General features: G+C 60.1%; 17 protein-coding genes. 7 read left to right on the forward strand and 10 right to left on the reverse strand.

The genetic code is table 11. From position 1 onward, the window contains the following. Positions 1-100: 100 nt before the first annotated feature. Entirely contained in the window at positions 101-454 is a 354-nt protein-coding gene (locus tag IEW18_RS12610; RefSeq protein ID WP_188558217.1) for a DUF3276 family protein, read from the reverse strand. Between the two features lie 447 nt (positions 455-901). On the opposite strand from IEW18_RS12610, the gene IEW18_RS12615 reads away from it, so the two are divergent. From IEW18_RS12615 to IEW18_RS12625, 3 genes are read left to right on the forward strand one after another with little or no spacing between them, the layout of a single operon-like run. After that, positions 902-1,822, forward strand: a complete 921-nt coding sequence (locus IEW18_RS12615; RefSeq protein WP_188558218.1) for a DUF58 domain-containing protein — start codon at positions 902-904, stop codon at positions 1,820-1,822. 9 nt (positions 1,823-1,831) lie between these two features. Next, the gene (locus tag IEW18_RS12620) at positions 1,832-2,095 is read left to right on the forward strand and encodes a hypothetical protein (protein WP_188558219.1); all 264 of its coding nucleotides are present in this window, start codon (positions 1,832-1,834) and stop codon (positions 2,093-2,095) included. Between the two features lie 21 nt (positions 2,096-2,116). Further along, the gene (locus IEW18_RS12625; protein WP_188558220.1) at positions 2,117-2,326 is read left to right on the forward strand and encodes a hypothetical protein; all 210 of its coding nucleotides are present in this window, start codon (positions 2,117-2,119) and stop codon (positions 2,324-2,326) included. Between the two features lie 3 nt (positions 2,327-2,329). Here the strand turns inward: IEW18_RS12625 and IEW18_RS12630 are convergent, their stop codons facing one another. The 4 genes from IEW18_RS12630 to IEW18_RS12645 form a co-directional block, all read right to left on the reverse strand. Next, complete coding sequence (locus IEW18_RS12630; RefSeq protein WP_188558221.1) at positions 2,330-2,968, reverse strand: DNA-3-methyladenine glycosylase family protein; 639 nt, start codon at positions 2,966-2,968, stop codon at positions 2,330-2,332. A gap of 24 nt (positions 2,969-2,992) precedes the next feature. After that, positions 2,993-3,658 (reverse strand): metallophosphoesterase, encoded by a 666-nt coding sequence (locus IEW18_RS12635; protein ID WP_188558222.1) that lies wholly within the window; start codon positions 3,656-3,658, stop codon positions 2,993-2,995. A gap of 56 nt (positions 3,659-3,714) precedes the next feature. Beyond that, positions 3,715-4,980 (reverse strand): cation:proton antiporter, encoded by a 1,266-nt coding sequence (locus IEW18_RS12640; RefSeq protein ID WP_188558223.1) that lies wholly within the window; start codon positions 4,978-4,980, stop codon positions 3,715-3,717. Between the two features lie 122 nt (positions 4,981-5,102). Beyond that, positions 5,103-6,128 (reverse strand): threonine aldolase family protein, encoded by a 1,026-nt coding sequence (locus tag IEW18_RS12645; RefSeq protein WP_188558224.1) that lies wholly within the window; start codon positions 6,126-6,128, stop codon positions 5,103-5,105. Between the two features lie 102 nt (positions 6,129-6,230). On the opposite strand from IEW18_RS12645, the gene IEW18_RS12650 reads away from it, so the two are divergent. Next, positions 6,231-6,401 (forward strand): hypothetical protein, encoded by a 171-nt coding sequence (locus IEW18_RS12650; protein WP_188558225.1) that lies wholly within the window; start codon positions 6,231-6,233, stop codon positions 6,399-6,401. A 146-nt stretch (positions 6,402-6,547) separates the two neighbouring features. On the opposite strand, the gene IEW18_RS12655 is transcribed toward IEW18_RS12650, so the two are convergent. After that, positions 6,548-7,042: a metallophosphoesterase family protein gene (locus IEW18_RS12655; protein ID WP_188558226.1), complete on the reverse strand. Its 495-nt coding sequence runs from the start codon at positions 7,040-7,042 to the stop codon at positions 6,548-6,550. Between the two features lie 202 nt (positions 7,043-7,244). Here IEW18_RS12655 and IEW18_RS12660 point away from each other — a divergent pair, with 202 nt between their 5' ends. Continuing rightward, positions 7,245-7,946, forward strand: coding sequence for an NUDIX hydrolase (locus tag IEW18_RS12660; protein ID WP_188558227.1), 702 nt, complete (start codon positions 7,245-7,247; stop codon positions 7,944-7,946). Between the two features lie 32 nt (positions 7,947-7,978). Beyond that, positions 7,979-8,461 (forward strand): hypothetical protein, encoded by a 483-nt coding sequence (locus tag IEW18_RS12665; RefSeq protein ID WP_188558228.1) that lies wholly within the window; start codon positions 7,979-7,981, stop codon positions 8,459-8,461. A gap of 74 nt (positions 8,462-8,535) precedes the next feature. On the opposite strand, the gene coaD is transcribed toward IEW18_RS12665, so the two are convergent. The 4 genes from coaD to IEW18_RS12685 all read right to left on the reverse strand — a co-directional run bounded on the left by coaD (position 8,536) and on the right by IEW18_RS12685 (position 11,462). Next, entirely contained in the window at positions 8,536-9,000 is a 465-nt protein-coding gene (coaD, locus tag IEW18_RS12670) for a pantetheine-phosphate adenylyltransferase (protein WP_188558229.1), read from the reverse strand. Positions 9,001-9,200: 200 nt separating this feature from the next. Further along, positions 9,201-10,076: a DUF3822 family protein gene (locus tag IEW18_RS12675; RefSeq protein ID WP_188558230.1), complete on the reverse strand. Its 876-nt coding sequence runs from the start codon at positions 10,074-10,076 to the stop codon at positions 9,201-9,203. A gap of 142 nt (positions 10,077-10,218) precedes the next feature. Continuing rightward, positions 10,219-10,740, reverse strand: a complete 522-nt coding sequence (locus IEW18_RS12680) for an NUDIX domain-containing protein (RefSeq protein ID WP_188558231.1) — start codon at positions 10,738-10,740, stop codon at positions 10,219-10,221. 116 nt (positions 10,741-10,856) lie between these two features. After that, positions 10,857-11,462 (reverse strand): DUF4126 domain-containing protein, encoded by a 606-nt coding sequence (locus IEW18_RS12685; protein ID WP_188558232.1) that lies wholly within the window; start codon positions 11,460-11,462, stop codon positions 10,857-10,859. Positions 11,463-11,724: 262 nt separating this feature from the next. On the opposite strand from IEW18_RS12685, the gene IEW18_RS12690 reads away from it, so the two are divergent. Beyond that, positions 11,725-13,941, forward strand: coding sequence for a tetratricopeptide repeat-containing sensor histidine kinase (locus IEW18_RS12690; RefSeq protein ID WP_188558233.1), 2,217 nt, complete (start codon positions 11,725-11,727; stop codon positions 13,939-13,941). Positions 13,942-14,005 lie beyond the last annotated feature (64 nt).

The raw sequence follows: 14,005 nt of genomic DNA on the forward strand, positions 1-14,005 counted from the left end.
CAACACGGCGCGCCTGAACCGAAGCCAGGCGCGCCGTGCGGTGGGAAGCAGAAAAAATTCAAGTAGTAATGAGTGTTTCGCTAGGCTTCCGGGGTAAGGGTTAGTAGGTCTCGTCGGTGGCGCGGGCCGTGTAGCCACCTTCGCGGCCCTCGTTGTCGTAGGCGGGGCGGGGGCGGTCCAGCTCAGCTACTTCCTCCGGGGTCAGCAGCTCCTCGCGCACGTAGTCCACGGCGTCCTGCAGGGCATCCACAAACTTGAGAAAGTCCTCCTTGTACAGGAAGATTTTGTGCTTTTCGTAAGAGAACGTATCGTCGTCGCGCAGGCGACGCTTGCTCTCCGTAATGGTCAGATAATAGTCCTGGCCGCGGGTGGCTTTCACGTCGAAAAAGTACGTGCGCTTACCAGCTTTAATGCGTTGGGAGTAAATTTCTTCCTGGTCGTGACGGTCTTCCACAGTTCCTTCCGGTAAAGTTTTGTTATTCCAAGATTATTGAAGTTCAGCGCAAAATACGTGCTTTCAACTAGATATAAAAATTTGAAGTCCGGCTTTTTCATTTTCCGGGCCGGTAGGCCTAAAAATCTTGCCTCAGGTAAAAATCAGTGCTTATAAGGGCCTTAGGCCCTGCTTTCGGATGGCTGGTATAAAAGCAAGATAAATATTTAATCAACGCTATATAAAACGTAGCGTCCTTCTTAAGAAACGAGCAGATGTACGAGCCAGAAAAACGCCCACACCTCTGGCTTTGTACGTGGTTTGCTACCTTAGAAAGCAAGGCCAGCGTAGCTGACCCGGCCGAACTGTCAGGGGCTAGCGGCTGTTGCCGCTGCGGGCGTCCGTGTCGACGGGTTTCCTTGTACCTTGGTGCGGGGTTCCGGCCCCGAAAATTACCTTCTGACTACTATGCCGCAACCCCTCGATTTAGCCGCTGTCCGCTCGTTTGAAAACCTGGAGTTTCTGGCTCGCCAGCTGGTGGAAGGCTTTATTACCGGCCTGCACCTGTCGCCCTACCACGGGTTTTCGGTGGAGTTTTCGGAGCACAGCCTCTACAATCCCGGGGAAAGCACCCGCCACCTCGACTGGAAAGTGTTTGCCCGCACCGATAAGCTGTTTGTGAAGCGCTACGAGGAGGAAACCAACCTGCGCTGCCACCTGCTGCTCGATGTAAGCCCGAGCATGTACTACCCGGCGCCCACGCACGATAAGTTGCGGTTTTCGGTGCTATGTGCGGCGGCTATTACCACGCTGCTGCAAAAGCAGCGCGACGCCGTGGGCCTCGTTACCTTCGCCGACCAGGTAGAGCTGCAAACGCCCGTACGCTCCACCAGCACCCACCGCCACACCCTGCTGCTGACTCTGCAACAGCTGCTAGAGCGCCCCGCTACCCCCGGCCGCGCCCGCACCGATGTGTCGGGCGTCATTCACACCATTGCCCAGCAAATCCCGAAACGCTCCTTGGTGGTGCTGTTTTCCGATATGCTGGGCCGGGCCCCGGAGGAGCAGACCGAGACGCTGGCTGCCCTGCAGCACCTGCGCCACCAGCACCACGAGGTGCTGCTCTTCCACGTCATGGACCGCGCCACCGAAGCCGATTTCAACTTTCAGGACCGGCCCTACCTGTTCGAGGACCTGGAAACCGGGCAAACCGTGAAGCTGCAGCCCAGCCAGATTCGGGAGCAGTACCAGACCACCATGCGCCAGTACGAGCACGAGCTGGCGTTGCGCTGCGGGCAGTACAAGATTGATTTCGTGCCGGTTGACATCCGGGAGCCGTTTGACAAGGTGCTGTACGCCTACCTGGTGAAGCGCGGCAAAGTGCGGTAAGCAGGTAGTATGCCGATGGAACCGTGGTATTGCCGGGTGTGCGGCCTTGATTACGATGAGTCGCCCTGGGGCCCGGATGGGCACTCGCCCGATTACACTATCTGCGCGTGTTGCGGCGCGGAGTTTGGCTACCAGGATTACACCCCTGATTCTGCTCGGGAATACCGCGCCCAGTGGCTGGCCGCCGGCGCGGCCTGGTTTTACCCCAACATGAAGCCGCCTAACTGGCACCTGAACGCGCAGCTACAGCAGGTGCCGGCCTTTTACCGGTAGGCTTCTGCGTACTTTTGCTCCATGGATTTCCTCAACCTGCTGTTTTTTGCCCTGCCTGTCTGCCTGTTGTCAGCGGTGATGACCGTGTACATCGCGCACATGTATGGCCGGCGGTTCTGGCCCTGGCTGCTGTTTGGGCTGCTGGTGCCCTTCGTTTCCACTTTCATAGCCATTGGGCTAGGAATTTGGGATGCCCGCCGCAACGAGCGAAACGGCAAAACGGAGGACTAGCCGCTACCCCGGCTCATTATCCAACGACTGCCACAAGTATTTGCTGGCCAGGGTCCGGTAGGGGCGCCAGGGTTCGGCCAGCTCCGTCATTCGTTTGAGCAGGGCCCGGCCGGTTTCCGCTAGGCCGTAGTGGCGACGCATGGCGTTCTGAATGCCCAAATCACCCTCGGGAAATACGTCGGGCTGGTCCAGGGCAAACATCTGTAGCATCTGGGCGGTCCAGCGGCCTACCCCTTTAATCTGGGTAAGGTGGCGGGTGAATTCGTCCGCCGCCAACTGGCTCAGGTGGGCGTGGTCGAGTTGGCCTTGCTGGGCAAAACTGGCAATAGCACGCAGGTAACCCGCTTTTTGGCGCGAGATGCCCGCCGCACGCAAGTCCTCATCGGTGAGCAGAAGCAGGGCCGCCGGCTCGGGGTAGCCATCGGGCGGAAACAGGGCCTGCACTTTACGCCAGATGGCGGCGGCCGCTTTCGTGGAAATCTGCTGGCTGACGATGGCCCGCAGCAAAGCCAGGTACAAATCTTCGTGGGCGGAAGCGGCAATGGGGCGTCCCTGCCGGATGAGAGCAGCCAGCACGGGGTCGGCCTGGGTTAGATGGAGCAGGGCAGGGTCAGGGAGAAGGGGAGAGGCGCTGGCAGACATGGGTAAGAAGCGGCAGGAGTGGGGTTAGGCCAGAACAATATCCAGCAGAGAAGTCGGAATCAGCACTTCGCCCAGCACTTCCCCGCTGAAGGATACGCGCAGGCCGCTGAGGTTATGGCCAAAACAAGCTCCTGTATCATTGTTCAGCACGTTGGCGGCCGCATCAAACGTGGGGACGCCCGCCGGGGTAGGCGTGTGGCCTACTATTTGGCGGCGGCCCATGTTGCGCAGAGGCCCGCGTCGCCAGAGCACCCCATCCATATCTTCGGGGTCCAGGGGCGTGGGCGTATCGGCAAAACCAGCGTGGCTGATGAGCAGGTGGTCGTTTTCCCAGGTGAAGGGCCGCTGCTGCAGCCAAGCCAGGTGCTGGTGCAGCAGTTCGCGCCGGCCCTGGTACTGCTGCACCGTTGCGCGCCCGCCCCAGCCCAGCCAGGCTGGGTTGGGGCCGTCGGGTCCGAAGTGCTTTAGCATTTCGTACTCGTGGTTGCCCAGCAGAAACACCGTGCGGCCCGGGTGCCGGGCTTCCAGCTCAATGGCCAGCTGCACGCATTCCGGCCCGAAGCGGCCCCGATCCACCAGGTCGCCGGTTTGTACCAGCAGCTCTTCCGCTGGCCGCCAGCGCCCTAGCAATTCCCGAAACGTATGGTAGCAGCCGTGTACGTCGCCAATTACGAAAAGGGAAGGGTTCATGGAGAAGAGATAAGTCGGAAGCGGGAGCCGAAAGATACGGGGCTGCCACCGCTAATCTAATGAGCTTGCGTGCCCTGTTCTGGTGTGCTAAGCCCCAGTCTTTTCACCAGTGGGCCAATAGTGAGGCCTTGCACCACAATGCTAAAAACCACCACCACGTAGGTTACCCCCACAATCAGGTCGCGGGGCATGGCATCGGGCAGCGAGAGGGCCAGCGCTACCGAAATACCACCCCGCAGCCCACCCCACGTGAGTACGCGCAGGGTAGGACGGTCAAAGCTATAACGAGACCGTAGCAAGCCCAGCGGCAAAGCAACTGAAACCAGACGGGCTACCAGCACCACCACAATACCAATAATTCCTACCAGCAGGATGGTGCGGTTAATATCTAGCACGAGCATTTCAAGGCCGATAAGAACAAAAAGGACAGCATTTAAAATCTCATCCAGCACTTCCCAAAACTTGTCAACGTATTCCCGGGTCAGGTCCGACATACCTAGTTGCCGGCCTTTGTCGCCCACAATCAGACCGGCCACCACTACGGCCAGCGGCCCGGAGGTATGCAAGGCTGTAGCCAGCGCGGTAAGGCCCATGACCAGGGCCAGGGTCAGCAGTACTTCCACTTTGTAGTTGTCAATGCTGCGCAGGGCCCAGAACGTAAGATAACCCAGTGCTGCGCCCAAGGCTACTCCTCCTACCGCTTCACGCAGAAACAATTCCCCAATAACCCCTGCTGTAGCCCGGTCAGCTCCGTATTGCGCAATCTGAAACAGGCTCACAAACACGACCACCGCAATGCCGTCGTTAAACAACGACTCGCCTACAATCCTGATTTCGAGGTGGGGCGCAATGCGGGCTTCTTTTAAAATACCCAGTACGGCAATTGGGTCAGTGGGCGAAATCAGAGCCCCAAATAGCAAGCAGTAAATGAAATGCGCCGGTAAGCCCACCAGCGGAAGTAGCCAATACATGGCCGTAGCCACCAGCAGGGTAGAAACTAAAGTGCCGGCGGTGGCCAGAGCGGCTACTGCTCCGCGCTCCTGCCCCAGAGCCCGCACGTCAACATGAATTGCTCCGGCGAAAAGCAAAAAGCTGAGCATTACCTGCATCAGCACCGTGTGAAAATCGATGTTGCGCACCAATTCGCTCACGTTCAGCACCCACGAAACCCCTAGGCGGCCCAGACCCACTACGGCCAGCGAGGAAACCAGGGCCAGCACCATAAGGCCAATGGTGCTGGGAAGCCGCAGGAACCGGTGGTTTACATAGCCAAACGTAGCGGCGGCTACCAGCAGCAGGGCGAAGGTGTTGTATAATTCCATCAACAGGCCAGAGGAAAAGGATACCGCAAATAGCTAGAACGCGTTGGTCGGGCCCGGGGTTAGCTCACCCCGGGCCCGACCAACGCGTTTCGTTTTACCATTTGGCTGGGCAGACCAGGGTATTACATAGCCCCCAACGCAGCTTCTACGCGGCTGATCATGGCGTCGTCAATGTCCAGGTGGGTGACAAAGCGAATCATCTGGGGCCCGAAGGAGGTAGCCCGGATGCCCTGCTGGTCCAGGCGAGCCAGGAACTGTTCGGCGGGGGTAGCTTCCTGAAGGCGGAAAATAACCAGGTTGGTTTCCACGGGCAGCACTTCCGCCACGTAGCTTTGGGCCGCCAGCGTGGTGCCCAGCTGCCGGGCCCGGCGGTGGTCATCGGAGAGGCGCTCCACGTTGTTTTGCAGGGCGTAGAGGCCCGCGGCGGCAATGTAGCCAGCCTGGCGCATGCCCCCGCCCATCACCTTGCGGATACGCTTGGTTTTCTGGATGAACGCCTGGCTGCCCAGCAGCACGGAGCCCACTGGTGCTCCCAACCCCTTGCTTAAACACACCGAAATCGTGTCGAAAATGCGGCCGTACTCTTGGGCCGGCTGACCGGTAGCCACCAGGGCGTTGAAGATGCGGGCCCCATCAAGGTGCAGCGGAATCTGGTGGCGGCGCGCTACCTCGGCAATGCTTTCCAACTCCCCCAAGCCGTAGCAGCTTCCGCCGCCGCGGTTGTGGGTGTTTTCCAGCGAAATCAGGGAGGTAGTGGGGTAGTGCACGTTCACGGGGCGAATGGCGGCCTCTACCTGGGCGGCGGTCAGGCGCCCGCGGTTGCCCGGCAGCAGGGCCACCGAAGCGCCCGAGTGAAAGGCAATGCCGCCTACCTCCCAGAGGTAAATGTGGGAATTCTGCTCGCAGATAACCTCCGACAACGGCTCGGTGTGGGCCTTAATGGCAATTTGGTTGGTCATGGTGCCAGAAGGGCAGAACAGGCCGGCTTCCAGCCCGAAGCAGGCAGCAGCTTCCTGCTCCAGGGCCCGCACGGTCGGGTCTTCCTCGTACACGTCGTCGCCTACGCGGGCCTGAAACATGGCCTCCAGCATGGCCGGAGTCGGGCGCGTCACGGTGTCGGAGCGCAAATCAATTACAGAATCAGTCATTGGGTTAGGATAGGAAGGAAATGCGGGAAAGGTTTCCCGGTTTCAAATTTAGTCGTTACTTTTGCCCCTCATTTAGTAGAAGACCTAAACCGACCCGGAAAAATGACCGTTACCCGTCTGAAGCGGAAGCACCGCAAGAACATTGCCCGCGCCAACAACAAGCAGCGCATCATTAAGCAACTGCTCCTCACGCCCGTTCTGAAGAACGTGGACCTCGACGAGCTGAAAGCCCGCTTCACCAAGAGCGAAGCCACGACCGAAGCAGCCGCTTAGTCCGGACGTTACGTCTGGTGCACCTACCCCGGTGTCGGTGGGTATACAACCAGAATTTCCAAAAGCGCCTTTTCCTCCGGGAAGGGGCGCTTTTTTAGTTGGCAAGGATTCGTTCAGGTAGGCGCGGGGCATAATGAAAGGAAAGGCTACTTCGGCCCCAGCTCCACTACCTGCAACTGCTGCACCCGGCCTTCGGCCACGGCAAAGCGCAGCAGGGTCCGGACCTTGTGAAAACCGTGGCGGCCGGCGGCTCCTGGGTTGAGGTGAAGCAACCCCAGCCGCGGGTCGGGCATTACTTTAAGAATGTGGGAGTGCCCGCTGATAAAAAGGCCGGGGCGCTCCTGCTGCACCAGCGGCCGAGCCGCGGGGCTGTAGTGCCCGGGGTAGCCGCCAATGTGCGTCATCAGCACTTGCAGGCCTTCCAGCTCAAAATGCTGCACCAGCGGCTGGGTATGGCGCACCTCGTTGCCATCAATATTGCCGTATACCCCACGCAGGGGCGCTACCGCCGCCAGGGTTTCAACTACTTCCGCCGTGCCAAAATCCCCGGCGTGCCAGATTTCGTCGCAATCCTGCAGGTGGTGCAGAATCCGCTCGTCGAGGTAGCTGTGCGTGTCGGAGAGCAAGCCAATTTTCTTCATGCCGGCGAAGGTAGCAGGCGCGGAGCAGGTTTCCTGCCCGCCAGCGCGGTGGCTTTATGCGGTAGCGGTGCAGCTTTATACAACACAACCGCTGACATCCCGTATCTTGCCCGACCCCGAAGGCTTTCGTTTCCGGGGAAATATGCTGTGCTTTGCAGCAACCCGCCTGAGTCCCCTTTTCGCCCCTCCAGATTACCCCGCGATGAACGTTTTCATCAACGATATTCCGCTGATTATTAAGAAGAACAGCGAGAAGATATACAAGCACAAGTACGACCTGATTCTAAATCCGGAGGATGAGTTCATTTCCAAGGATTTGATTGGGGATGTGCTGGTGCGCGACGTAACGGACGTGTTCGTGGACCGGCTGCTACGTCTGATGGAAGTGAAAAAGCTCAAAAAGCTTACTTCCCTCACCTTGCTGGCGCGCAAGAAAAAGCGGCTTATTCTGCATCTGAAAGATCAGTTTAAGATTGTGAAAGCCGCCGGTGGCCTGGTGGTGAAAGACGGCCAGATTCTGATGATCTACCGGCTCGGGAAGTGGGACTTGCCCAAAGGCAAGCTCAAAAAAGAGGAAGATCCTGCCCTGGGCGCCCTGCGCGAAGTGGAAGAGGAATGCAACATCAAGGTGGAAATTGGGGAAAAGTTGCCCAGCACCTGGCATTCTTACGCCTACAACGGCAACAAAATCCTGAAGAAAACAAACTGGTACATCATGCGCTGCCTGGATGACTCCTTCATGAAGCCCCAGGCTGAGGAGTACATTGAGGAAGTGCGCTGGATGACCCCGCAGGACGCGCTAAACGTGCTGGAGGAATCCTACGCCAGCATTGCGCTGGTTGTGCGCCACTACCTGAGTGAAACCGCGGGCCAGGCCCCCGCCGACCGCGAGTCAGCCAAGTAACTTTACTTTAACGATTAACGATGGTTGAGCCGATGCGCCCATTTCGTTGCCTGCCGTTTGCGTTGCTGCTCCTGGGAATGGCAGCCTGCACCGGCTCTCAAACCGTTTCTGAACCTAACGACCCCAGCACGGGCAGCGTAGAAGCCGGTAGCAAAGCCGCCGTGGATGTGCCGGCCCTGGTAGGCCGCAACATCGACCAGGTACGGCGGGTGCTGGGCACTCCGCAGGAGGCCCGCGACCAGAAAGTAAGCGCTGAGCCCACGGCCGAGCAAATGAAAGCGACCAAGGGCGAAGACTGGATCAACACGTTTGAGCGGAACGGCATCACCATCGTGGCCACGTTCCATGCCCGCACCCGCAAAGTGCGCGACCTAGTACTGGTGGGCACGGATGAAGATGAAATCCTGCGCAACGGCAACCTCAGCCTAACGGCCACGGACTACATTGTGCTACCTGTGGTGAACCCCCAAAACAACCGCGAAATTGTTGGGATGCGCGTGGTGTCCCGGAAGTAGGTCCCGGCTTAAAGCGAACTAAAAAGGCCGCCCTTTAAAGTAGAGCGGCCTTTTTGGTGCTAATGCGCAAGGAGCTACCCCGCTACCGGCGGCAGGTGAAAAGGCACGAAATCATCGACGTTGCCGCCGAAGCGGTGGATTTCGCGGATGATGGTGCTGCTGATGGCTGCCAGGGTGGGCGAGGTAATCAGGAATACGGTTTCCAGGGCCGGGTTAACGTGGCGGTTGGCCTGGGCAATGGTGTTTTCGTACTCAAAGTCGGTGGTGTTGCGCAGGCCCCGCAGCAGGAATCGGGCGCCCACCTCGCGGGCAAAATCGGCCGTTAGCCCCTTGTAAGCCCGCACCGAGACCCGCGGCTCCTCCCGAAAAATCTCCTCAATAAGGCTAATCATCTGCTCCACGGGCAGGTAGCGCTGCTTGCTGCTGTTGTTGCCGATGGCAATAATCACCTCGTCGAACAACGTCGTACCGCGCCGCACTACATCCAGATGGCCGTTGGTAAAAGGGTCAAAGGAGCCGGGGAACAAAGCAATTCGCATGAGGAAGAGGTGATTGGGGAATGTAGTGAGTTTGAAAAAAGCCCGTCGTCCTTCTGAGCCCAGCGAAGAACCTTCTCACGCAAGAACGACGGGCGTAATAACGGCATGTGCTGCCGTGGTAAAGTCCTTTGCCGGACTCAGGAGGACGGGCTTTTTTAAACTCGCTGGGTCACGACCTCACCAAATCACTACATCACCATTTAGCACAGGTGCAGGGCGTACAGCTCGAAGTAACGGTACTCAAAGACGTCGTTAAGGCGGTAACTGTAGCTCAAATCGTAGGGCCGGTTGCCAAAGCGGATGTTGCGGATGTACTTGCGCAGGATGGTAAACAGCTCCGAGTCGTGCATTAAGTCGCCCCACACCGTCACCAGATCCTGGTCGGGGTTGAGCTGCAACTCCTGCATCACCAGAATGGTGTAGTAAATCAGGTCCTCGGGGGTGCTGAAGGGGAAGACGTTGCAGAATTCCGGCTGCTTGTCGCGCATGGCAACCAGCGTAACTTCCTGGTGGCCAATGCTGAGGTAAATGCGGCGGGCGTTGCCTTGTTCATTTTGGTGGGCAACGCCTTCCAGCAGCGTGCTGGTATGGTGCACCAGCCGGCCTTCGGGGTAGGTAGCTCGAAACCATTCGGCCAGCCCACGTTCGGCCGCAAAAACGCTGCTGATTTCCAGGCCCGTATGGGTGTAGTGGTGAACCGACTCGCGCTGCGGGTCCGTGGCGTGGTGCAGGCGCAGGTAGGTGGCCTCGTCGCCGGGGCGAAAAAGGGAGGCCGGCAGCAAGGTAAAGTGTCGGTTCTGGACGGCCAGCAGCACCCGGTTCCAGCCGGTGCGGCCTACCAGCTCGTGCTCGGCGGCCAGGGCCTGCACCTGCCCGGCCAGGGGCATGGCGCCGTCGGGAGCCGCGTAATCTTCCAGGGCCACGAACTTGTTGCGGCGTACATCGGCCACGCCCACGCGCAGGCCGGCCGCGCCGGCAGTCAGGTACAGGTTGTAGGCAGACAGGTTTTCCAGGTCCAGCGTTTCGTCGTGCAAGCGGTGCAGGGCAACCGGGGGCATAAAGACGGTGGTGGACATAGGGGTAGGGCAAAGAGTGGGCACGAACAGGAACAATTGTCCGCTAAAGGTACGTAGGAGCCAGCCGACACAAAAACCGGGTTGCCCAGCAGCTTCCCCGGGCTAAGTAGCCACCCAACAGGCCCAGCAAAAACGGGGACGATTACGAGGGATTGGCCTGAAACCGAATCTGGGGAATGAACACGTCATCGGGGCTGATAATGTCGCGAAGCACGGGGTGTACCTGCGAGGGTAGCAGCTGGCCCAGCTGGCGCGGCGTGACAAACGCCAGTTGAGTGAGCAGCTGGGCGTCGGGGGCGTGTTCCGGGTCGCGGCCGAGGGTAGGCGTGGCGGCTGGGTCGAGGGGGCGCACTTCAAAGAACAACTCCAGGGCCTGCAGCGTCGGGCTCCGAAACTCGTGCAGGTGTAGAAATCGACCTACGCTAACGGCCAAGCCCGTTTCTTCCTCAAACTCCCGGGCCAGGCACTGCTGCAGGGTTTCGCCAAACTGCCAGCCCCCGCCCGGCGGCGACCAGAACGGCAGCTGATTAGGGAGTAGCCCGCGGTGGGCCGTGAGCAGCAAGGTGTCTTCTTGAACCAGCAGGCCGCATACCCGAACCCGGGCAATGCCGGCGTAGGCTTCCAGCAGGGAGGCGGAGGGAGCCGCCGAAGAAAAGTCAGTCATAAAAAAAGCACAGCACCCAGGGCAGGCTAACGCGAAGACGCAAGCTTACGAAGAAAGCAGGTGTGCGGGTTCTACTAACTGCGGACCCTGGATTTTTAGTGTGCTTGGGTGGGGGTTTACTCCAGTCCGCCAGCGGCTAGCTGAGCCCGCCGGGCCGTCCGGCGCTGCCGCCAGCGCCGGAGCCGAACCAGCACCCACACCACCATGCCTACTGCCAGCGCGGCCACCAGCAGCGGCAGCAACAACCCCAAGGCCGTACCCACAAGGGCCAGCAGGTTTTCAACCGTAGCCAGCACCGGGTTGCCCAGCCCGGCCGTGGTAACGGTAGAGCCCGCCCGAAGCAAGGAGGTGCCCGTTTGAATAATGCCCGCCGTGCCGCCCCCTACCAGCACTCCTAGTCCCCAGCGCAGCACCGGGGGCATGTCCGGCAGCGCCGACGTCATGAGAATGGTGCCGGCCAGAAAAGCAGCCGGTCCGGTTATCGTATCCAGCACGTTATCGACTACGGGGAGGTAGTAGCCCAGAATTTCGGCTACGGTGGCCGTGCCCAGCACCGCTACGGCCGGCCAGGTGCCGAGCCACGCGAAGCCCGCGGATGGCGTCAGGTAGCCGGTACGGTAGGCCAGGGAAGCAGCCAGCAGCGGCACGAATACGCGGAAGCCGCTGCAGGCGGCCAGCGCCAGGCCCAGCGCACCGGCCAGAAGATAATCCAGATGTTCCATTGCAAACAGGCTGAGTACGAAGGAAAAACCACGGCCCCTGTGCGGGCCAGCAACCCGCAAAATATACGTAACCTTCCGGGTACCACCGCAACTGCCCCGTCCGGCGCGGGCCGCGGGGCAGCTCTGCGGCCCGCGCCGGTGGTGCTAGCAGGCTTAGCGGGAAAGCGCACGCGGCGGCGGGATAGGGCGGGGCGGAATTTGCTGTTTTCTTCCCAACTTGGCGGGCCGGCCAGGACTTCCCGTGGCGCAGCGCTCAACAGATATGAAGTGGATTATTACCGTGCTGCTGCTGCTGGTAGGCCGGCCTATGGTAGCACAACACGCGTACTGGGCCGCCGACTTTGATTCGCTTTGTCACGTGTTGCAGCGCCCGCAAGCCGATACCGCCCGCGTGCGCACGCTTATCCATATGCTGGATGTGGTGGAGCTAACCGAGGTGCGGCGGCGGGCCCAGGTGCTTCCCCTGCTGGATGAGCTGTTTCGGCTGAATGCCCGCACCCAGCAGCTGGATGATGCTCCTTACCGGGAGCTGCGGGCCGGCGTTAATTTTTGGGTAGAAACCCGCCAGCCCCACCAAGCCCTGGCCGCTCTGCACCAAGCCATTGAACTGTTTGATGAGGCCCAGCACCCCATTCCTCTGCTTCTGATTGATTTGGGCCCGCTTTACAACGAACTGGGCGAGTCTGCCGCCCGCTTTGCTTATTTCAACCGCAAGCTCAAGCAGTACCGGCTTCAGGGGGCCGTAGAAAATCAGGCGGCCTGCTACCTGGTGCTGGGCGGCACCTTTCGCCACCGCGGCGACTATAATCAGGCCATCAGTTGCTACCTGCACGCAGCGGATCTGTTTCAGGGGTTTCACCGCCGCTTATTCACCAACGAGCTGATGGTAGCGGGCACTACCTACGCCGAGTGGGGCAATGTTCAGAAAGCCCTGCATTACCTGGAACAGGCGTCGGTCTTAAACAAAAAATACCGGATTAATGGGCTGCAGCGCCTGTTTGCGCTGCAGGCAGTAACCAAGCTCAACTTGCAGCAGGGCAACCTAGCGGCGGCCTTGCGCTACGCCAACCAAGCCTTGGAAACTGCCCGCCTCGACTCCGTTGATAAGCGGCAGTTTACGGCCTACGGCCTCGTGCTGAAAAGCCAGGTGCTGCTGGCCTTAAACCGCCCCCGGGAGGTAGGGCCGCTGCTTGCCCAAGCCCAGCACATTGCCGATTCCCTGCGCATGCTCATTACTGGCCGCCCCGGCGAGTTTGCCCTCGATGCCACCTGGGCCCAGTATTACACCGCCCGGCAGGACTACCCCCGGGCAGATGCGGCCTGGCAGCGGGCCTATGAGAAAGCCACGGCAGCCAATTTTCAGATGCTGCGCCCCAAATACCTGAAGCAGATCATCCGCTTCCAAGACGCCCGGGGCGCGGCCGAGCCCCTGCGCAGCTACACCCGCATCTACCTGGACCTGCTGGACACCCTGCATGCCGCTCAGGGCAATAACCTGCTGGCCCAGTACGAGGGGGAGCGGATAGAACAGGCTCAAAACAACCAGATTGCGCGTCTGCGCCACGAAAAAAGCCTGCAGGACCTCCGGCTCCGGCAGCGCAATCAACTGCTGGGGGTAGCGGCCGTGGCCATTCTGCTGGTGTCGGGGCTGGGGCTGGCCGTGTACCGGCAGCTGCAGGCGAAGAAGCAGACGTTGGCCCAGCTGCGCGCTACCCAGCACCAGCTGGTGCAGTCCGAGAAGTGGGCCTTTGTGGGGGAGGTATCGGCCGGCATTGCCCACGAGCTGCAGAATCCGCTCAACTTCATGAAGCGGTTTGCCGAGGTCAGTACCACCATGGTCGATACCATTCATGAGGCGGGCAGCAAGCCGGGGCTGGAGCAGGAAATTCTGCTGGGGCTGCGCCAGAACCTGCAGGAAATCAGCCAGCACGGCATTCGGGCCTCCGCCATTATCAAGGACATGCTGGAGCACTCCCGCTCCGGCACCGGGCAGCGGGAAGCCACCGACCTGAACGCCCTGCTGCTGGAGTACCTGCAACTGGCCCGCCAAAGCCCCGAGCTGCGCGACCAAGCCCTACACGTAGCAGTGGAAACCGACCTGGCCCCCAATCTGCCGCTGCTGGCTATGGTGCCTTCGGACATGGGCCGGGTGCTGCTCAACCTGTTCACTAATGCCTTTTACGCCGTAACCCAGCGCCGGCGAGCCGGGGAAGCCACCTACCAACCCGTGGTAAAAATTAGCACCCAGGCCGGGCCGGCTGGGGCTGAAATTCGGGTGCAAGACAACGGCGCTGGCATGTCGCCGGAAGTGCTGGCCAACGTGTTCCAGCCCTTCTTTACCACCAAGCCCGCCGGCGAAGGCACGGGCCTGGGCCTCTCCCTGAGCTACGACATCGTGAAAAGCCACGGCGGAACCCTCCGGGTAACGTCGGAAGAGGGTAGGGGCTCGGAGTTCATTGTAACCCTGCCGGTGGCGTAGCACTGGATGCAGAAAAACGGGATACTTGTTCTACCAGGGTCTTGTAGTAAATAAGCCCGGCGGA

Source organism: Hymenobacter glacieicola, assembly GCF_014640315.1.
GTDB classification, from domain to species: Bacteria; Bacteroidota; Bacteroidia; order Cytophagales; family Hymenobacteraceae; genus Hymenobacter; species Hymenobacter glacieicola.